The 21,105-nt window shown below is 49.3% G+C and carries 15 protein-coding genes; 12 read left to right on the top strand and 3 right to left on the bottom strand.

Annotated elements, in window-relative coordinates:
* Positions 1 to 26: 26 nt before the first annotated feature.
* Entirely contained in the window at positions 27 to 215 is a 189-nt protein-coding gene (locus WBJ53_RS10805; RefSeq protein WP_338876127.1) for a hypothetical protein, read from the top strand.
* A gap of 87 nt (positions 216 to 302) precedes the next feature.
* Here WBJ53_RS10805 and dapA read toward each other — a convergent pair whose 3' ends face one another.
* From dapA to ligA, 3 genes are all read right to left on the bottom strand, one after another.
* Positions 303 to 1,199 carry a 4-hydroxy-tetrahydrodipicolinate synthase gene (gene dapA, locus WBJ53_RS10800; RefSeq protein WP_338876126.1) on the bottom strand — a complete coding sequence of 299 codons (897 nt, stop codon included), beginning with the start codon at positions 1,197 to 1,199 and terminating at the stop codon, positions 303 to 305.
* A gap of 59 nt (positions 1,200 to 1,258) precedes the next feature.
* Positions 1,259 to 1,708, bottom strand: a complete 450-nt coding sequence (locus tag WBJ53_RS10795; RefSeq protein WP_338876125.1) for a hypothetical protein — start codon at positions 1,706 to 1,708, stop codon at positions 1,259 to 1,261.
* Between the two features lie 172 nt (positions 1,709 to 1,880).
* A complete protein-coding gene (gene ligA / locus WBJ53_RS10790; protein WP_338876124.1) occupies positions 1,881 to 3,941 on the bottom strand; it encodes an NAD-dependent DNA ligase LigA in 2,061 nt (686 codons plus the stop codon).
* A 262-nt stretch (positions 3,942 to 4,203) separates the two neighbouring features.
* Here ligA and rpe point away from each other — a divergent pair, with 262 nt between their 5' ends.
* The 11 genes from rpe to WBJ53_RS10735 all read left to right on the top strand — a co-directional run bounded on the left by rpe (position 4,204) and on the right by WBJ53_RS10735 (position 21,082).
* Positions 4,204 to 4,875 carry a ribulose-phosphate 3-epimerase gene (gene rpe, locus WBJ53_RS10785; protein WP_338876123.1) on the top strand — a complete coding sequence of 224 codons (672 nt, stop codon included), beginning with the start codon at positions 4,204 to 4,206 and terminating at the stop codon, positions 4,873 to 4,875.
* Positions 4,876 to 4,920: 45 nt separating this feature from the next.
* On the top strand, positions 4,921 to 6,336 hold the full coding sequence (locus tag WBJ53_RS10780) for an alpha-amylase family glycosyl hydrolase (RefSeq protein ID WP_338876122.1): 1,416 nt from the start codon (positions 4,921 to 4,923) through the stop codon (positions 6,334 to 6,336).
* Between the two features lie 114 nt (positions 6,337 to 6,450).
* Positions 6,451 to 8,556: an OmpA family protein gene (locus tag WBJ53_RS10775; RefSeq protein WP_338876121.1), complete on the top strand. Its 2,106-nt coding sequence runs from the start codon at positions 6,451 to 6,453 to the stop codon at positions 8,554 to 8,556.
* A gap of 30 nt (positions 8,557 to 8,586) precedes the next feature.
* Positions 8,587 to 10,380, top strand: coding sequence for a glycosyltransferase family 39 protein (locus WBJ53_RS10770; protein ID WP_338876120.1), 1,794 nt, complete (start codon positions 8,587 to 8,589; stop codon positions 10,378 to 10,380).
* 30 nt (positions 10,381 to 10,410) lie between these two features.
* Positions 10,411 to 11,229 (top strand): transketolase, encoded by an 819-nt coding sequence (locus WBJ53_RS10765; RefSeq protein WP_338876119.1) that lies wholly within the window; start codon positions 10,411 to 10,413, stop codon positions 11,227 to 11,229.
* A gap of 86 nt (positions 11,230 to 11,315) precedes the next feature.
* Positions 11,316 to 13,316 carry an NAD-dependent epimerase/dehydratase family protein gene (locus WBJ53_RS10760; RefSeq protein ID WP_338876118.1) on the top strand — a complete coding sequence of 667 codons (2,001 nt, stop codon included), beginning with the start codon at positions 11,316 to 11,318 and terminating at the stop codon, positions 13,314 to 13,316.
* 70 nt (positions 13,317 to 13,386) lie between these two features.
* Positions 13,387 to 14,295, top strand: coding sequence for a transketolase (locus tag WBJ53_RS10755; protein WP_338876117.1), 909 nt, complete (start codon positions 13,387 to 13,389; stop codon positions 14,293 to 14,295).
* A gap of 121 nt (positions 14,296 to 14,416) precedes the next feature.
* A complete protein-coding gene (locus WBJ53_RS10750) occupies positions 14,417 to 16,201 on the top strand; it encodes a hypothetical protein (protein ID WP_338876116.1) in 1,785 nt (594 codons plus the stop codon).
* 13 nt (positions 16,202 to 16,214) lie between these two features.
* On the top strand, positions 16,215 to 17,378 hold the full coding sequence (locus tag WBJ53_RS10745; protein ID WP_338876115.1) for an acyltransferase: 1,164 nt from the start codon (positions 16,215 to 16,217) through the stop codon (positions 17,376 to 17,378).
* Between the two features lie 138 nt (positions 17,379 to 17,516).
* Complete coding sequence (locus tag WBJ53_RS10740; protein WP_338876114.1) at positions 17,517 to 19,853, top strand: right-handed parallel beta-helix repeat-containing protein; 2,337 nt, start codon at positions 17,517 to 17,519, stop codon at positions 19,851 to 19,853.
* Between the two features lie 467 nt (positions 19,854 to 20,320).
* Entirely contained in the window at positions 20,321 to 21,082 is a 762-nt protein-coding gene (locus tag WBJ53_RS10735; protein ID WP_338876113.1) for a glycosyltransferase family 2 protein, read from the top strand.
* Positions 21,083 to 21,105 lie beyond the last annotated feature (23 nt).

The raw sequence follows: 21,105 nt of genomic DNA, 5'->3' as shown, positions 1-21,105 counted from the left end.
CTACACATATAAACCATTCAACGTTTATGAAAATCTTACTGCGCATTTTACCAATAGCCCTGGTGGCTGTGTTTATTACCGTATTTATGACTGGCTGCGAAGCCATCGGCGATATTTTCAAAACAGGCGTCTGGACAGGCGTTTTGCTGGTTGTGCTGGGAATTGGCGTCGTTATCTGGCTGGTCTCTAAATTGTTTGGCGGAGGAGGCCGATGAGCAATTCTATACGTATTATAGTCTTCAAAGCAAAAAAGCCGAATCCTGTCAGGATTCGGCTTTTTTGCTTTGAAGACTATTTATTGATCAGGCCACCAGTTCCAGCAATCCATCGCGCTGAAGTACTGCTTTCTGGCGTTCGCTCAGGTCGTCGGATGCTTTCATGAGCGGTAGCCGGACTTCGGCCGAAATCAGGCCCATAATTTCCATGATATTTTTTACCCCAACTGGATTGCCTTCTTCATACAGCAGTGGATCAATTCGAAGAAAATGGCCAAGTTCTTTCTGAGCAAAGGCAAAATCTCCCTGTAGGGCAGCATCGATCATAGCCGAGAACTTAGCCGGAAATGCGTTGGCAATGACCGACATAACCCCAACCCCACCAATGCTAATGATAGGCACAGCCTGCACATCATCGCCCGAAATTAGCAGAAAATCATCGGGCTTGTCGCGAGCAATTTCCATGCATTGTTCGATCACGCACGATGCTTCTTTCACACCAATGATGTTGGGATGTTGCGCCAGTTCGCAGATCGTTTCGGCGCTCATATTGATCCCCGTCCGAAATGGAATATTATAGAGTATAACCGGAACCGGACTAGCATCGGCAACACGCATAAAATGCTCGATAACACCCCGTTTACCAGGCTTGTTATAGTAGGGACAAACCGACAGAATAGCATCGACTCCTTCGAAGTCGATATCCTTCATACCCGCCACAACATCGGCCGTCACATTCCCGCCAACGCCAAAAACAATCGGCAGATTCTTTGGGTTATTTTCCTTAAGGTATTGCAGCAACTGTTTCTTCTCCTGCTTCGTCACCGTTGGCGATTCGCCGGTAGTGCCCTGCAGAACAATGTAGCGGACGCCCCCCTCGGAAACGTGCCGAATAATGCGGCCGAAGCCGTCGAAGTCAACAGATTGATCAGCGTTGAAGGGTGTCACAATGGCAACGCCGACGCCGTGAAATTTGGTATCCATTCGTGGAAACAGGAATATATTCCTGCAAAGTTACGGGAAATTCGTTGGGAGTTTGCAGTTTATTTGTCCAGATTACTGGCGAAGTTCTTCGGGACAAAATAAGCTGGTGTCTTCAACTCAAAAACCTCATCATGAATGGATGCGACAAACAATCCTGCCTCCATTGCCTTCTTCATAATCTCGGTTGAACCCTGTACACTGGCCAGAATACCGTATAGTTTTTTGTCGGCGTATTCGGGATGAAAGCGCCGGAAACGGTCCAGATTTTTCAGAAGCTGCTCAATGTCGCGCTCTCTGAGATGGCTTTTTACTTCGACCAGCACGACCGTATTCACAGCCCCATTAGCAAAGCCCAGCACACCGATTTCCAGCGTATCGGGTCCATACTCGGTTTTGTAATTGGTCGTAATAGTGGTGATGCCAAACTGTTTCCGCAGCACTTTTTCCATCGACGGAAAAGCCATTCCTTCTGTAAACGAACCAAATTTATTACCCAAATCGCCAATCATGCGGGCATTCTGCCGCGTGATCGATCTGTCTCTTTCTGGCTTTCAGCTATTTCTCGCAGATTAACGGTTATATCCTTTAGAATAGCTCTTATGTCATCAAAATTAGCGGCTACTTCCATAGGCTGGTGGGTTTATGTGATCACAAAGGTAACAAATTCATTTTCAGCAATAATCATACGGACAGCATAGCCATAAATTCGTCTTCGCTGATCATGGTTACGTTTAGTTTCTGCGCTTTTTCGAGCTTCGACGGCCCGGCATTTTCGCCAACAATGAGGTAGTTGAGCTTTTTAGAAATGCCACTCAGCACCTTACCGCCATTAGCGGCAATACGCGCTTCGAGTTCTTCCCGGCTAAAGTTGATAAAAGTGCCTGTGTATAAAAATGTTTTGCCTTCCAGCGTATCGCCTTCGCGCTCAACCACTTTTTTCTCACCAGCAAACTGCAAACCAGCCGCCCGCAACCGTTCGACATAGTCCCGATTTTCCGGGTCGGCAAACCATTCCACTACACTCTCGGCAATCCGTGGTCCGGTGTCGGGCACGGCCAGTAACTGCTCCTGTGTAGCGCTCATGATGGCATCCATCGAACCAAAATAATCGGCCAGTTTCTCGGCGGTTGTATTGCCAACGTAGCGAATACCGAGCGCAAACAACACATTTTGAAATGGTTGCGCTTTCGATCGCTCAATGGCCGTCAGAATATTCTCCACCGTTTTTTCGCGGAAACTCACCACTCGGCGTTTACCTGTTTCTTCATCGTCAAAGACTTTTTCAATACCAAGTAAATCATCGAACGTGAGCTTATAGAGATCGGCGGGTGTTTGCACGAGTCCCCGGTCGATCAGCAGTTCGATTTTACCTTCGCCCAGGCTCTCAATGTTCATGGCCCGTCGCTGAATGAAGTGTTCGAATCGAGCCTGCCGTTGTGGCGGGCACCCCCGTTCGTTGGGGCAGTAAAAATTGGCTTCGCCTTCTTTCCGAATCAACGGCGTTCCGCAGGCCGGACAAGTGGTTGGGTATACAATAGGCTGGCTTTGGTCGGTACGGTGCGTTAGATCGACACCCGTTATTTTCGGAATGATTTCGCCCCCTTTTTCTACAAACACCGTGTCGTTCAGCATTACGCCCAACCGCTCAATTTCGTTCGCGTTGTGCAGCGACGCCCGTTTTACGATGGTTCCGGCCAGCAATACAGGCGTCAATAAGGCTACGGGCGTTACGGCTCCGGTTCGGCCAACCTGATAGCGAATCCCATTAAGCACCGTACTGACAGCCAACGCTTTATACTTATAGGCAATGGCCCAGCGTGGGCTTTTGGCAGTGTAGCCCAGTTCGCGCTGCTGATCATACCGATTAACCTTAATGACAATACCATCCGTACCGAGCGGCAGATCGAATCGTTTGGTTTCCCACTCGTTGATATAAAGCATTACCTCCCGAATGTCGGCACATTTCCGCCAGGTTTGCGACACATTAAACCCCCACTGTTTCATAGCAACCAGGCTTTCTTCATGCGTTTGAAATACTTCAGGGTCAGATAGAAACGAATATAAATAGCAGTCGAGTCGGCGTTTGGCTACAGCGCTGGAGTCCTGCTGTTTAAATGTACCGGAAGCAGCATTTCGAGGATTGGCCAGCAGCGGTTCGCCAATGTCTTCCCGCTCTTTGTTGATCCGGTCAAATTCGGCCAATGGCAGAAATCCTTCACCACGAACTTCGAAAAGGGCGGGGATGGCTGGGGGCTGGGGGGCGGGTGTTTGTAAGCGGAGCGGCAGGGTTCGAATTGTGCGGATGTTGTTCGTAATGTCGTCGCCACGAACGCCGTCGCCACGGGTTGCTCCCTGCACCAGAACACCATTCTCATAGGTCATACTCAGCGCTACACCGTCGAATTTGAGTTCGCAGACGTATTCATACGCCTGACCATTCAGTCCTTTTCGGACACGGTTATCGAACTCAACCAGGTCTTCTTCCGAATAGGTATTTCCTAACGACAGCATCGGAAACCGGTGGTAAACCGTTTGAAATTCTTTACTGATCGTTCCGCCAACGCGGGCTGTGGGCGAATCGGGCCGACGAAATTCGGGGTATTTCGTCTCTAGTTCGGTTAGCTCAACCAACAATTGGTCGAACGTAAAATCATCTACTTCCGATACACTCTTTTGATAGTACTGATGATTATAATAATTCAGTTGGTCGGTCAGTTCTGCAATGCGCTCCTGGGGTGTCATAGAATAAATTTAAATAAGTAGCTAAAGCCATTCGCAAGGCGAAGCAAGCAGAAAATTCGGCAATTCGATCTGTCGTGCTCAACTTCTGTATTTACGTTCACTCCTGCGTTGTTTTACTAAACGAATTCTCAAATATTGGGTTTGTTTCCTCGTTCAAGCAAAAAAACTTAGCTTTACAGGATAAAAAAAACAGACAGTTTGATACAACCTGCGAAAAGCGTTTCTTTTAAAAAGTAAGGTTTCGGACTGTTTCTTAACAACTATGACTCAGCCTATCGTTGCGCCATCGCTACTTGCCGCCGATTTTGCCAATCTGCAACGGGACCTTGAATTAATTAACCGAAGCGAGGCTGACTTTCTGCATTTTGATGTAATGGACGGGGTGTTTGTACCTAACATTTCGTTTGGTTTTCCCATACTTGACGTTGTTCGCAGGTACTGCCAGAAACCCATTGATGTGCACCTGATGATTACGGACCCCGACCGCTATATCGACGCATTTGCCGAGGGAGGAGCTTCGGTTATTCACGTACATTATGAAGCCTGTACGCATTTACACCGTACGCTTTCGCACATTCGGGAAATGGGATGCCGGGCGGGCGTTGTTTTGAATCCGCACACCTCCATAACTAATCTCGAAGATATTCTGGATCAGGTTGATGTAATTCTAATCATGTCGGTCAACCCAGGTTTTGGCGGACAATCGTTTATTCCGCATACACTTCCTAAAATAGCCCGCCTTAAACAGTTGCTGCTGGCCAATAACTCACCGGCACTGATTGAGGTAGACGGTGGCGTTAGCTTAAAAAATGCCCCTGCCCTACTGGAAGCAGGAGCTGATAGTTTGGTAGCCGGAAGCTCTGTTTTTGGCTCACCTGATCCGCTGGAAGCCATCCGGCAACTAAAGAATAGCCATAAACCCATGATGGCCTGACCTCAAGCCGTACGACTTAACCGACTCTACCGCAGACCTGTACTTATGAAGAAATTATATCTGGCCCTCTCTCTCAGCACTATGCTGCTGACCGTGGCCTGCCGTGACACCCAAAAATCAACCACCGAAACAACCGCTTCTTCCAACGACACAACCGCAGCGGCAGCTCCTCCCGCTCCGGACTGGGCCAAAAATGCGACTATATACGAAGTTAATACTCGTCAGTTTTCGCAGGCAGGCACCTTCAAGGCTGTAGAAGAGCAACTCCCGCGTCTGAAAGAACTCGGTGTCGATATCGTTTGGATGATGCCCATTTATCCCATTAGTCAGGAACACAAAAAAGGGAAGCTGGGTAGCCCCTATGCGGTAGCCAACTACACCGCCATTAATCCGGAGTTTGGCACACTGGCCGATTTTAAATCGCTCGTTAAACGAGCTCATGCGCTGGGCTTACGGGTCATTCTCGATTGGGTACCCAACCACACAGGCTGGGATCATGTATGGGTAAAAGAACACCCCGACTGGTATACGAGGGTAAATGGAAAAATGACAACCCCCATTGACCCCAAAACCGGGAAAGCTACCGACTGGACCGATGTTGTCGATCTGAACTATAACAATCCGGAAATGCGTAAAGGCATGATCGAGGCCATGCAGTTCTGGCTGAAAGAATGTGATATTGATGGCTACCGGTGCGATGTAGCGGGTTTTGTTCCCGACGATTTCTGGGCTCAGCTACGCCCGGAGCTGGACAAAATAAAAACGGTGTTTATGCTGGCTGAGTGGGAAGATGATCCGGAGCAGTTCAAAACCTGTTTCAACGCCAACTATGGCTGGGCCATGTTTTCGATGATGAAAGCCATTGCACAGGGCGACTTACCAGCAACCAGCCTCGATACCCTGCGGGCCAGCAATCAGAAACGGTTTCCACGCTGGTACTACCAAATGATTTTCACCCAAAATCACGACGAAAACACGCATCACGGTACACTGGCCGAAACGTTTGGGCCTTCGGCCGATGCGTTTATTGTGCTGAGCAGCACTCTAGAAGGTATGCCACTGGTTTACAATGGCATGGAGTCTAACTTAAATCGACGGCTGGCTTTTTTCGAGAAAGACCCTATTTCGTGGGGAACGTATGCCAAAAGTAATTTCTTTAAGACTCTGCTTACGCTCAAACACCGCAACCGGGCTCTCTGGAATGGTCTGGCAGGTGGTAATGCCGAAAAAATCAATACTGATCACGACGAAAAAGTGTATGCCTTTTCGCGTCAACGCGACAACGACCGCGTCGTTGTTCTGATCAACATGAGTGAAGAACCACAAACCTTCCGCCTATCGGGGGCAAGTCAGGGGTACGAAGGCGTTTATACAGAGATTTTCAGTCGGCAACCGATGGAACTGAAGCCCGAAATGTCCCTCACGCTCAAACCTTGGGAATATAAAGTCCTGACAAACTAACTTTTTTTGTAACTTACCTAACAATCTCCCATGATCGTTTAGAGTTTAACAGGTAGTGCTTACCCATAGTAGGGTCAGCAGCCTGCCAACGTCTTGATTCCCTTTTCATTGTTTATGCGAGTTTGGTTCATCTTGTCTGGTTTATTACTGGTGATGACCGGTTCAGTAAGTCCGGCACAAACATCGGGGGCCCGTCCGACAGAACCACAACGGCGCACGGGCGACCCGACAGAACAGGTCGGGAAAGCACAGGTTCAATGGGCCAGTCGTGTGGTCGGGTTTTCTTCCGAAAAAAAGAATGATGTCAATGGCGACCAGTATAAAGCATCGCAGGCGCTGGGCAAACCCAGCAAATTGCCCCAATTGGGCGAAAGTCCGGCTGCCTGGGAACCCCGAATTGGTGGAGGAGTGGAAGAGTGGATACAGGTCGCTTTCGACCATCCAATCACAATTCGCCAGATCGTTATTGGCGAAAATGTCAATCCGGGTTCCGTAATACAAGTGCTCGTTATTGATAAGAGCGGGAAACCACATGAGGTCTATAAAAACGACTCCCCCGCCCTGCGCACTGATCCTCTGCTGCACATCACGCTGAACGATTCGGCTATTATCGGCAATCAGGTCAAAGTTGTTATTAACAGTGCGGCTATCCCCGGCCCAAATCAGATCGACGCCATCGGGATCTCAGAAACCACTACGCCCATAACTGTGGGTATCAACGTCTCGAAAGATACGCCCAAAGAAATTGTCAAAGAGAATCTGGGCAAAGCTGTTAATTCGAACGGCCAGGAAGTAGCCCCCGTAATTGCTCCCGACGGCCGAACGCTCTACTTTACCCGCAACTTCAACAAAGCCAACATTGGCAGTTCAGACCGGCAGGATGTGTGGTTTTCGACCCTCGAATCGGCAGGTTCTGGCCAGCCCGCAACCTGGAGCGAAGCTGTCAATGTAGGTTCACCCATCAACAACGCTGGCGATAATGCCATCAGCGGCCTCTCTACCGATGGCCGTACAGCCTATCTCATCAATGTTTATCGGCCGGATGGAGGCTTATCGTTCGGCATTTCGCAATCGACAAAAACCCGCCAGGGATGGTCGCAACCCGTTGAATGTAAGATTGCCAACAATTATAATCTTCACGAAAAAAACCAGTTGGAGTTTTGTGTCTCACCCGACGGCAAATCGATTATTCTGGCCGTACAGCGCAAAGACACCCGTGGCAACCGCGACCTCTACATCACCCACCAACAGCCCGATCATACCTGGTCGGAGCCGGTTTCGCTCGGGCCAGTTGTCAATACGGCCGATTTTGAGAGTTCCCCTTTCCTAGCCGCCGATAGCCGCACACTTTATTTTACGTCTGGTGGCCATCCAGGCTACGGCAATGGCGATATTTTCGTAACCCGACGGCTCGACGACTCGTGGACAAACTGGAGCGAGCCCGAAAACCTGGGACCCGCCATCAATACGCCCGAATGGGATGGCTATTTTACCATTCCGGCTTCCGGCGATTATGCCTATCTAAGCTCACGGGCTGGCTCGATGGGAGAAGACGATATTTTTCGGCTTAAGCTTTACCCGGCCATTAAACCCGATCCGGTAGCCATTGTATCGGGGCAGGTTCTGGATTCCAAAAGCAAAAAACCCGTTGCGTCGGAAGTTATTTCGAGTCTGGCCGACGAACAGAAAGAAACAGCCAAGGCCGACTTCGATCCCGAAACGGGCGAATACAAGCTTATTTTGCCCACGCAGAAAGTGTATACCATCCGTGCCATTAAGGAAGGCTACTTCCCAACAACCGAAACACTGGACTTAAGCAAAGACAAACGGTTTCGGGATATTAAACGGAATTTGCTATTGGTAAAAATTGAAGCAGGCCAGAAAATAACCATGCGTGATGTGCTCTTTGAGCAGAGCCAGTACGATCTGGTTGCCGGGGCCAGCACTGAACTGGATCATGTGGTGGAGATGCTAAAACAATACCCTGAAATGGAGATCCTGGTCGAAGGACATACTGATAATCAGGGCGAATGGGACCTAAATATGAAATTATCGGCCGATCGGGTTCGGGTTGTGAAAGACTACCTGATTGAGAAAGGAATCGATGAAAATCGCATCCAGACGAAAGCCTGGGGGCCTAGCAAACCGATAGCCAGTAACGGAACCGAAGAAAAGCGTAAACTAAACCGGCGGGTAGAATTCACCATTCTCAAGCTGTGAGAACTGAGATTTTGCGCTAGCTTTGCCGCAATGTTCACCCCATCATCACGTACAACAACACTGCTGCTAGGCGCTTTGCTGGTGCTGGCGCTAGCGCTCCGCCTATACCGGGTTGGCACTTATAGTATTTATTTCGACGAAAAATCGACCCTGCTCATCAGTCAGGGCGTTTGTCTGGAAGGCTTTAATCAGAAGGATGTTTTCAGTAAAAAATACTTTACTCCGGCTGAATTCTGGAAACCCAAAACCTTCAACGACTTTATTGAGGCCAACATTCGGGGCGATATTGGCAATAGTCCCTCCTACTACGGTGTGCTCTGGCTCTGGATGGAAGTTTTTGGGCTAAGCGATACGTCGCTGCGGATGCCTTCGGTTATTTTCAGTACGCTGATCGTCTGGCTACTGTTTGTGTTTGTTCGACGACATTTCCGCTCCGATTCGCTGGCGCTGGTGAGTGCGGCCGTTGCGGCCGTTGAGCCGTTTTTTGTTTCCTATAGCCATATTGCCCGTAACTACTCCATGACGTTTTTTCTAACGTTGTTGGGTACCCATATCTTTCTGTTGATTATGGAGCGGGTTCGGCAAGTCTCATCCTCTTCCCCAAAAGGGCTTTCATTGCCAGTGCTTTACCTGGCCTATGGGTTCGTGTTTGTTACGTCGGTGTTGTCGCACTACCTCACCGTTACCGTATTTCTGTGTCATGGTTTATACGCACTCTTGTTCCTTCGCAATACAAAAGCCTGGGTAACACTCGGCATAACCAGCGTTGTTGGACTGGGGCTCGTATCGCTCTGGTTTATTTTTGGCGGTGGCAAATACACGTTCTTTACGCTGGATTATCAGGCAAAGTTTTACCGAAACATTGCGCTGACAAACCCCTACAAATCGGGTTTCGGGATTATTTTACCGGCCACTATTCCGAACATTGCGGTGCGGGCCGTTCCGATTTTTACGGACCTGTTTATGGTAACCAACGGCATGATTGCGGTGCTGGTCAGTATCCGAAATTCGCTGCTGGCGCTTGGTCTGGGAACGGCTGCCGCGTTTATCATTCATCGGTACTATAAGGTTTCAAATCCACCCGTATGGCTTTATGGAGCCGTGCCAGCCCTATTGCTGATCGGACTTCCGTTCTATTCGTTCGAGCCACTGCGGCTGCTGGTTCTTTCGGTCGTACCTTCCTTCCTCTATTTGATCTGGCGCTACATAACCGAGCGAACCGACGCGAGTCAGAAGCCACTGGTTGTGATGCTGTTGCTGCTGGCTTTTGTACCGACGTTGTTCCTGCTCTTTATGGCCTGGCGCTCGGGGCATACGTTCGGAATCACCCAACGATATTCGGGTTTTTCGTTTCCATACGTATGCATTTTTGTGGCTATGGGCCTGCGGCAGTTAACTACGCTTCGGTGGTGGTTCAGTATTCCCATCGCTCTGGTATTGCTGATTCAGGCGGGCAACATTGCTCAGTTGCTCATTGACCTCTATGCCGATCAGGCTCCCAAATATACCTTCTTTGCCAAACCACGTATTTCAAACCCCTATTGGGCATCGGCGAAGAAGTTAGAAAAGCTCTATGCCCCCGGCGACACCATTCTGTACCCGAATAAGACGCGGCAGATTCATTCCGAAAAAATGGACCGAACCTATTCGCCGGTGTCGCTGCTGGATGCCCAGTCGGTCAATGTCTACTTACCAAAAAACGCGACCTACATTCAGCGTATCGACCCCAACGAACGCGACCGTATAGTATTAGTTAAGGGGCAGTCTGGCGAAAAAATTACTATTTTTGACTTCAAAGGTTCAACCTATCGTTACGGCGAATAAGTCTTGCCTTCAAATCAACCAACTACGACTTTGACAACAGAAGCCATCGATCTGCAAACACTTCAGGGCCAGCTTCGGCTAAAAATTCTGGGTTTATATCATCAGGCTCATGCTGGTCATATCGGCTGTTCACTCAGTTGCGTCGACCTGATGATTGGCACGCTGGTGATGCGCAAACGCGAGCAGGATACGTTTCTGCTTTCGAAAGGCCATGCAGCGGCCTCACTCTATGCCTGCCTGAATTATACAGGCGAAATTTCGGACGAGGTGCTGGAAAGTTACTACAAGAACGGAACGACGCTCCCGGCTCACCCCGCCCCCAATCAACATAAAGGCATTCCTTTTGCCACCGGTTCACTCGGCCATGGTTTACCCATTGGATCGGGTATTGCTCATGCCAGCAAATTGCTGAACGACGATTCACGCGTGTTTGTGCTGATGTCTGACGGCGAAACCAATGAAGGAACAACCTGGGAAGCAGCTCATTTCGCCGTTCAGCGAGGCCTCGACAATCTGGTTGTGCTGATCGATAAAAACGGATTGCAGGGATTCGATCAAACAGCCAATGTGCTGGGCGACACCGCCGATGTACGTACCTGGGCAACTATGGGTTTCGACACCTACGAGGTCGATGGTCATAATGTGCCGGAAATTCTGAAAACCATAGATCAGGTCACCCAATCGGCAAACGGTAAGCCCAAAGTCGTCATCGCCAAAACCGTGAAAGGGAAAGGCGTTTCGTACATGGAAAACCGGCTCGAATGGCACTATCTGCCCATGACACCGGCTCAGTATGAACAGGCTCATGCCGAAGTGAGCGAGCGCTATTTATCGGCTCAGGTAGCCTGATCAGGAAATTTGTTTCATAACCGTTGGCTATAAAACTGTTGTCAGATACGACACATCCACCCTTTTGCCGTAATATTGCGGCCTGAATGAATCAGTCTGCCCCCATTTTGCTACCAGAAAAAATTGCCCGTCTTCAGGGACCCATTGTTGTTTTCGGAGCCAGTGGCTTCATTGGCGCGAATCTGTTCGAACAACTGTTTCGCGCTCGCAAGGATGTTTTCGCACTCACACACGACGCTACAAAAGCCTGGCGGCTAAAGTTGCTCGATGTGCCCGCCGAGAATATTGTTCACTGCGATATACTTTCCAATACGTCGGTTCAGGATGTGTTTGGAAAGCTAAAGCCCAAAACGATCTTCAACCTGGCGGCCTATGGTGCCTACAGCAAACAGAAAAACGTTAGCCTGACCTACGAAACCAACGTTTTGGGAACAGTAAACATTCTGGAGAACTGCTCCCCCGATATGGTGTATATCCACGCCGGAAGTAGCTCAGAATATGGGTTCAACTGCACCGCCCCCAAAGAAACGGACCCTGTTGAACCCAATAGCCACTATGCCGTTTCGAAAGTCTCGGCGGCTTACACGCTCCAATTCTACGCAAAAGTTCATGGGCTAAACACCCTCAACCTACGCCTGTATTCGATTTATGGCGGCTGGGAAGAACCCGACCGACTCATACCCCGCCTGATCGAAGAAGCGCGTGGCGGAAAATTACCTCCGTTGGTTTCGCCCGATATCAGCCGCGATTTTGTGTATGTCGATGACTGTGTCGATGCCTTTGTACAAGCAGCGCTTCGAGTCAATGAAACCATTCGCGGTCGATCATACAATATTGCTACCGGCCAGAAAACCACCATGCGCGAGCTGGTAGAAGTTACCCGGCAAACATTCGGGCTGGCTATAGAGCCAATTTGGGGAAGCATGAACAACCGCAATTGGGACCTCCCCGACTGGTATGGCGACCCCAATGCGGCCGAAGCTGATCTGGGCTGGAAAGCAACGACATCACTGAGCGATGGACTGCGCCAAACCGCCGATTGGCAGCTTTCGCATGAATACGAAAGTCGGGTTATTCCGGCCTTCAATACACCAACGCTCAACCCGGTCATCTCGCCAATTATTGCCTGCTACAAAGACGCTCAGGCTATTCCGTATATGTACGAGCGGCTGGTGAAAACCTTCAACGAAATGAAGGTTCGGTACGAAATCATTTTCGTCAACGACAACTCCCCCGACAATACCGACGAAGTACTGGCAGGTATTTGCGCCAAAGACCCAAACGTGATTGCCATCAAGCACTCGCGCAATTTTGGTTCGCAGTCGGCGTTTTTGAGCGGTATGGAAATCGCCACGGGCGATGCTGTGGTACTGATGGACGGCGACCTACAGGACCCGCCCGAAGTTATTCCGAAATTTTATGAAAAGTGGCAACAGGGCTACGACGTGGTGTATGGCGTTCGTGTACAGCGCGAAATGGCTCCTCATGTTCATTTCTTCTATAAACAGTTTTACCGGCTGTTCCGCAAAACGGCCTACATAAATATTCCGGTCGATGCGGGCGATTTTTCGATCATTGATCGGAAAGTGGTTCGCGAATTGGTCAACCTGCCCGAAACCGAGCAGTTCCTGCGCGGACTACGGGCCTGGGTGGGCTTTAAACAAACCGGCGTCGATTACGTACGCCCGGAACGTATGTTCGGTGTATCGACCAACAACTGGACCAAAAATATCTGGTGGGCCAAGAAAGCCATTTTCTCGTTTAGTTTCGCCCCACTGGAGCTGATGACCTACGCGGGTTTTGTGCTGACCGGATTGTCGGTGCTGGGTATTATCTGGCAAATACTGGCTAAGTTCGTATTCTTCCCCGACACGCCAGCCGGTTTATCAACCGTTATTATTTTGGTGATGTTCTTTGGCGGAATCAACCTGCTGGGGATTTCGTTTCTGGGTGAGTATATCAGCAAGATTTTTGAAGAGACGAAGAAACGGCCGAAGTTCATCCGCACGATGGTTCGGAAAGGGCAGCAGGTCTATAAAACGGCGGCCGAAATCAGCGCCCTGGTCGAACAACGGAAAAGTAAGTAATTTTAGTCCATCGGAAAATCAATCCTGACTCAACGCTGCTCTTTTAAGGGTAGTCTGTCTGCTGTTTAGTATGCGAAACGAATTTTCAGCCGCTATCGAGCGCCTGGCGCGTGAAGACGATAAAGTAGTATTTATTACCGGCGACCTGGGCTATAATGCGCTGGAAAATGTTGCTGAATCAATGGGCCCCCGATTTATCAATGCGGGGGTAGCTGAGCAAAATATGGTCGGCGTTGCGGCCGGAATGGCCTATAAAGGCTATAAAGTGTTTTGCTATAGCATTGCTCCTTTTGCCGTATATCGGTGCCTGGAACAGTTCCGAAATGATGTCTGCCTGCACAAAATGCCCGTTTTTCTGGTAGGCAATGGCGGTGGCTACGGCTACGGCATCATGGGCAGTACGCACCACGCGATCGAAGATCTGGCCTGTTTGAGTAGTTTGCAAAATGTAAACACCTACATTCCTGCTTTTTCGGACGAAGTTGCACCTATGTTAGAGCAAATCCTGACAGAAAGCGGACCGGCTTACCTTCGATTGGGGGTAGGCCCCAAAACACCCGATGGCGCCGAAAAGCTGGGTACCTTCAAGCATATTGTGCGGAGCAATGCCCCCGTTGGCACAGTAGTAGCCCTTGGCCCTGTAGCTGGTAATGTGCTGACTGCCTTACAGGACGAATTACTGGCCGGTCAGTTTGATGTTTACACGGCTACTAATTTACCGCTCAATCTGCCTTCTGGCCTGGCTCACCGCTGGGCTGGTAAACCGTTGCTCGTTGTCGAAGAGCACGTATCCATTGGTGGTTTAGCCCAGCAACTTTCGGTAAAACTGCTTGCCGATGGTGCTGCTCCGAGTCATTTCGTCAGTTTGTCGGCGCAGGGTTATCCGAATGGGCTGTATGGCGACCAGAAATATCATCAGCAACTATCAGGGCTCGATCCTGCCAACATTGCCCGACACCTGGCTTCGTTCACAAACTAAATCGGTTTTCAGTTTATGGTTCATCGTTTATAGTTTTTCGTTGCTCGGCTTATCAGCACACACCCTGCTCATGCAACGCAACCGTAAACGATAAACCGTAAACCATAAACTTTTCAACACTTTGCCAACGCTGCAACACGAATCTGCCCATACACTTGCTCCGATCCATTCGCGGTCGGCAGGTGGGCTATTGGGTGGTGCTTTGCTGGCGGTACCGGTTCTTGCGTTTGCCGTTATCTGGAATTACTACGCCGTTAACGTGCCGAAATGGGACGATCACGCCTTGCGTAATTTTCTGTATTTGTTCGATCAGGAAGATACTGTTTCGGGAAAAATCTACCAGTTTTTCCGGCAACACAACGAGCACCGCATTGTCTATGATCGGCTGATCGCGTTTCTGGATTATAAACTTACCGGAAAGCTCAACTTTCGGCATCTGATGGCAGTTGGTAACCTAAGTCTGGTTGGCCTCTTGCTCGTTTGCATCGGTGTGTTTCGTCGCGAAGGACGTTCGCCCCTGTATGCGCTTCCGGTTGCACTGATACTCCTGAATCTGGCTAACTGGGAGAATATGTTTTGGGGTATGGCCTCTCTTCAAAACTTCTCCGTCGTGCTCTGGGTTGTTCTCAGCATTTACTGGCTTACCTACACAAAACGCTGGGAGTTGGCGATAGCGTCGGCAGTGCTGGCAACACTCACCAGCGGCAATGGAATATTGGTCTGGCCCATTGGTGCCGTTCTGCTGATTCTTCAACTGAGCGAGTCGCGTATATCATCGAAAAATAAGTTCAGGCCGCTTATTATCTGGCTTTGCTGTGCAGCCCTGATTCTGGCTCTCTATTTTACGGGCTATGAAAAACCAGCCGGAAACCCACCAGACCGGGGCTCGTTTACCGACCTGACAAAAGGCTGGCTAGCTTTTCTTGGTGCTTCGGCAGATGTGCTCCCCATCAAATCGCCTTTACAGAACAGTATTCTTCTGGGTTGTTTTATGGCAATACTTGCTGCCGGGTTATTGGGTTGGGGCCTGATCAGGTATAGCCAATCAATCGTTCGTTCCTTACGTCAGTTAAACAACCCCAAAGCCAGAATTACAGCAAAGTCAATTCCAGCGATCACGTTGTTTTTCTGGGGATGCGTTGCATTTATTATTGGTACAGCCGCTGTTGTGGCCTGGTCGCGCACGGGCTTTGGTCTCGACATGATCATTACGAGTCGTTATAAAATTTACTCGCTGACGCTGCTAGCCCTGCTTTATGTATATTGTACCCTTGTTGGTGGGGACACTTTGGGGCGATGGATAATGGGCATCAGCTTAGCAGGAAGTATACTATTCTACTGGGCTTCTTATTTTTCGTTTCTGGACGATACGATCTGGTTTCGGCATTGGCAAACGACGAACCAGTTTAACTGGACCTATACGAACACTCAACCGATTGCTACGTCCGATTCGATCACCAATCATTATACCGACCCATCGCCTGCCTTCTACGACAATTTCTTACCGGTGCTTTACGGCCCCGCTCAGTCGATGGTTGTTCCCATAACGCTCTCCAAAGCGCCACATGGCTACATTGTTGAGACCAGCTCGCTCCTTCGGCCTGAACTCTTGACCCGGCAAACAACCGATGCCGATGCTGGCTGCTATCTGCTGGCGCGGTCTCCAAAACGGTCGTACCTGTTTCCGGTATGGCCTAACCGGCTTTCGCTCATACAGGCCCGATTGTGGCCAGCGAATCAATTTACTAACGGTTTCAAAGCCGACATCTGGACAGCCGAGATGGATGCAGGCACCTATCATTTATTTATCGTAAACCTTTCGAACGCTCATCAGTGTATGCTGTTGGCTACAAACCAGCTCATCACTTCGGCGGGCCGACCTAAGGATATTCAAAAAAACTGGTAATCAGTATCGAGTTATGCAAACAAATGCACCAACGACGACTGCCGCCCGCCCGGCTCTGAATCATCTCCAGCAACTGGATGGAGTTCGATTTATTGCCGTTGCGCTGGTGCTTTTCGATCATTGGATGGCCGGACGTATTGAAATGCCATTGGGGGCGCTGGGCGTAACGATCTTTTTTGTTCTCAGTGGTTTTCTGATCACCCGTATTTTATTATCCAGCAAAGACAAACTCAGTAGTGAACCCAACGGGGGCTTAGGAAAATACCTTAAAACATTCTACATCCGCCGAACGCTTCGCATTTTCCCAATCTATTATCTGGTCCTGTTTGTGCTCTATGCCATCAACGAACCCCCGGTTCGTAAAACGTTTGGGTGGCTGGCACTCTATGCAACCAATCTGTACATGGCCTATCACTCTACCTGGATGGGCACTGTCGATCATTTGTGGTCGCTGGCGGTAGAAGAACAGTTTTATTTGTTTTTTCCGCTACTCCTGTTCGTAGTGCCGCGCTCCTGGGTTCCGTTTACGGCTGCCCTTATGATTGTAGGAGCCGTTACGATGCGTTACGTGCTTTATCGCGCACACATGCCCTGGTTCATTGGCTACGTAACGATGCCTGCCTGCCTCGATTCATTCGGTCTGGGAGCCATCATGGCCTTCTGGTGGCTCTATCAGCGCGAGCGATTCAAACAGGTATTTCAGAATACCATCTGGCTCTGGATTAGTATTGTACTCTTTGCTACAGTCGTGATTGGTACCAAAATCTTACCCGCCATTCCTGATCCGCAGGGCTGGCTTGGCCATCATAACATCATGTCGGATGTGTGGGAACGGCTGGCGGGTTCGCTGATCGGTTTTTTCCTGATTGGCAGGGCGGTGCTGGGCTTTGGAGGACCGATGAAATGGATACTCGAAAATCCGGTTAGCCAGTATATGGGCAAAATCAGTTATGGCCTCTACCTCTACCATAACTTCATCTTCAACGTATACCACACACAACCAACCCATTTCACGCTCCGGTCGTGGCGACGGATTACGGACATTCTACCGTTTCTGAACAGCTCTTATTTCTTTCAGTTTAGTTATTATCTGACCTTAACCCTGCTGTTGGCAACGCTGTCGTGGTATCTGATCGAAAAGCCAATCAATAATCTGAAAGATCGGTTCTCCTACTAGTTTGGGCCGATTCGGTATAACTCTACTACGTTAGCTACTGAAACAAGGGCATAGCTCTAATTTTTTCAGAATTAGGATTATATAAACAGTCTCAATAAATTCCCTTCGTATTTCACCTGAAAATACTATACGGTGACAATGAGACTTACCCTTTTCCTATTCCTGGCCAACATTTCATGGGCATTTGCCCAACTTCAGTTTTATGTCTCTCCCAACGGTCAGGATACCAATCCGGGAACGCTATCCAAGCCTTTTGCTACCATAGAGAAAGCACTAAGCCGCGTTAAAACTGCTCCGTCTACCCGTGTTCAGATCAATTTGCGAAAAGGCACTTATTATTTATCGGCACCGATTCGTATTAGCCCAGACCTTACGGCAGGAAAAGCTCTTTCGGTGCTAGCCTATCCGGGTGAAAAGGTTTACCTGAGTGGTGGGCGACGATTGCACCTTACCTGGACGAAGAAACCCAAAGGAGTCTGGACGGCAACCATTTCGGGTGACCCATTTGAGCAGTTGTTCGTAAACGGCAAACAACAGATTCTGGCCCGTTACCCAAACTACAATGCACAAGCCCGCGTATTTAACGGAACATCCGCCGATGCCATCAGCGAAGATCGTATTAGCCACTGGAAGAATCCAGTTGGCGGCTATGTGCATGTTCTTCACCAGCATGAGTGGGGCGATATGCACTACCGGATTGCAGGCAAAGAAAACGGACACCTCGACCTGGAAGGCGGCTGGCAAAATAACCGCCCGGCACCGATGCATGCCCGCTATCGGTTTGTCGAAAATATTGCCGAAGAACTGGACGCCCCCGGAGAATGGTTCTACGACAACGTTTCGCATACGCTCTCGTTTATCCCCCCCGCCGGTGTCGATCCGCGAACTGCAACGATTGAGGTATCCCGCCTGAAAGACCTTGTTGAACTGACTGGCACGCCAACAACGCCGTTAAAAGAAGTCCGGTTCGATGGCATCCGGTTCGTTCATACCGAACGAACATTCATGGAAGTATATGAACCGCTACTTCGCAGCGACTGGATGATTTACCGGGGTGCTGCCGTCTTGCTCGCACATACAGAAAATTGCTTTATCGAAAACTGTGAATTCACCAACCTGGGCGGCAATGCCGTATTTCTGAGTGGCTATAACCGAAACTCCGGCATTCGCGGATCGCATATTCACCATATAGGAGCCAGTGGCATTTGCTTTGTAGGCGATACATCGGCCGTTCGTTCGCCCGCTTTCCGATACGAACAGTTTGTACCGTATGAAAAACTGGATCGCCAGGCAGGCCCCAAAACCGATGCTTATCCAGCCCAGTGCACGGCCGAAGATAACCTGATTCATCACATTGGGCAGATCGAAAAGCAGTCGGCAGGGGTTCAGATGTCGATAGCATCGGGCATTGTTGTCAGGCACAACTCCATTTATCAGGTTCCCAGAGCCGGTATCAACATTGGCGATGGCACCTGGGGCGGGCATGTGCTGGAGTTTAACGACGTGTTCGATACGGTACTCGAAACGGGTGATCATGGCGCATTTAACTCGTGGGGCCGTGACCGATACTGGCACCCCAGCCGCGACACAATGGACAGCCTGGTCAGCGTTCATCCTGAGTTGATTTTGCTTGATGCCCAGCAACCCACCATTATTCGAAATAACCGCTTTCGCTGCGATCATGGCTGGGACATCGACCTCGACGATGGCAGCAGCAATTATTACATTTCAAATAATGTATGTCTCAACGGTGGATTGAAATTGAGAGAGGGGTTCAAGCGGGTAGTTGAAAACAATATCCTGATCAACAATAGCTTTCATCCGCATGTCTGGTTCAAAAACGACGGCGACAACTTCCGCAGAAATATTGTGATGCGCCCCTATGCCCCCATCGGCATTCACGAATGGGGCAAGGAGATCGATTACAATTTATTTCCGAACGAAGCGGCCCTACAGAAAGCGCAGGCAAACGGGACCGATAAGCATAGCCTCTTTGGCGATCCTCGTTTCAGGAACCCAGCACTGGGAAACTACCAGGTCGGCACGGATAGTCCAGCCCTGCAACTTGGTTTTCAGAATTTTCCCATGAATCAGTTTGGTGTACAGAAGCCAGCGTTACGGACACTAGCTCAGACACCCCGGTTCCCGGCCCTGCTCAATGCCCAACAGGAAGTAACCGTCAGAGAAACAACCTGGCTGGGCGTTTCTCTTCGAAATGTACAAGGTTTGGGCGATCGGTCGGCCTATGGCCTGCCCGATGAAAAAGGTATTGTTGTTGTGGCCATTTCTCCGCAAAGCCCACTGGCCACTTCGGGCCTGAAAAAAGGCGATGTTATTCGAATGGCTAATAACGACGAAATGGCAAGTATTGGAAACCTAATGGCGATTCAGCAGCAAGTGAACTGGACCGGGCATATGACATTAACTGTTATTCGCAATCAACAGCGCATCCGTTTAACTGTTCCGCTAAAATAGGGCTGGGTTTTCGTTCATCTTCCCTGAAGATCAGTAGAAGGCAGGGTATTGTTTTCACCAATTTTATTACCTCACTAATAGTTCGTTACCGTTCACTCAGAGGTTGTGCAAAAAAATAACTATCCGGCACCTACCTCTAAATGAATCAAAACGGCACTAAATAAATTCGCGGGATAGGCTAACTCATTCACAACGAGTTAACATCCACTTCATTATAAGCGAAAAACCGGCTCACATATTACTAAAGCGAGCCTAAGCAGAAACCAGAATAAATGAAATCGGTAATTGCTGGTGCATTCTTCCCGCTGAATAAAGTCCTATTCAGTTTAGAAAACCACCAATAACATTTCCCTATATTTGCAGGGTTTTGTATCCGTACACCATCTGCGTCGCGGCTCATTGATTGCTCGGCGTTTTTTGGATCGGCCCTTACGGCCCACCAGTTACAAACTCCATAAATACGCTGCATGAGCATTCTGCTATCTATTGTAATGCCCGCTTACAACGAAGAAGAGGTAATCGATGTTGTTGTTAAGCAATGGACCGACCTATTGGCCCGCCAATTCCCCACCGAAAATACCCGGTTAATCGTTGTCAATGATGGTTCGCGTGATAAAACGGGAGCTATTCTGGATCAGATTAAGAGCAAGTATCCTAAACTGATTGTGGTTCATCAACCCAATGGCGGCCACGGCAACGCCGTTGTCAATGGCTATCGGCAAGCCATCGCGCTGGATTCGGAGTACGTATTCCAGACCGATAGCGACGATCAGTTTATTACGGATGATTTTGGGAAGCTTTGGGCCAGACGCCACGAATCGCCGTTTATTCTGGGCTATCGCGAAGAACGATACGATGCTCCTGCCCGATTAGTAATCACCCGTATATTGCGGCTCAGTATTGCGTTTATCTATGGTACGTATATCATGGATAGCAACATTCCGTTTCGCCTTATTCGGGGTAGCTTTCTAAAAAAATTATTGGCTCAACTGCCTACACCTACCCCTTTTGCCCCCAATATTTTCCTGGCTGTAATGGCTAAAAAAGCAGGGTGCAATACGTTCGATATTCCGATTACGCACAAGGAGCGGCAAACAGGCACGGTGTCTATTTTAAAATGGAAGCTGCTAAAAGTATGTATTCAGAGCTTCAAAGAACTCGCCCAATTCCGTCTTGATCTAAGTGGAAAGGTTAAAGAACTAAAGAAACCAGAGCCAGTAACGGTTTAAATGGGATTTCGGTTTATAGTATT

Origin of the sequence: Spirosoma sp. SC4-14 (assembly GCF_037201965.1) — a bacterium.
Taxonomy (GTDB): domain Bacteria; phylum Bacteroidota; class Bacteroidia; order Cytophagales; family Spirosomataceae; genus Spirosoma.
This window is presented reverse-complemented; position numbering and strand designations above follow the sequence as displayed.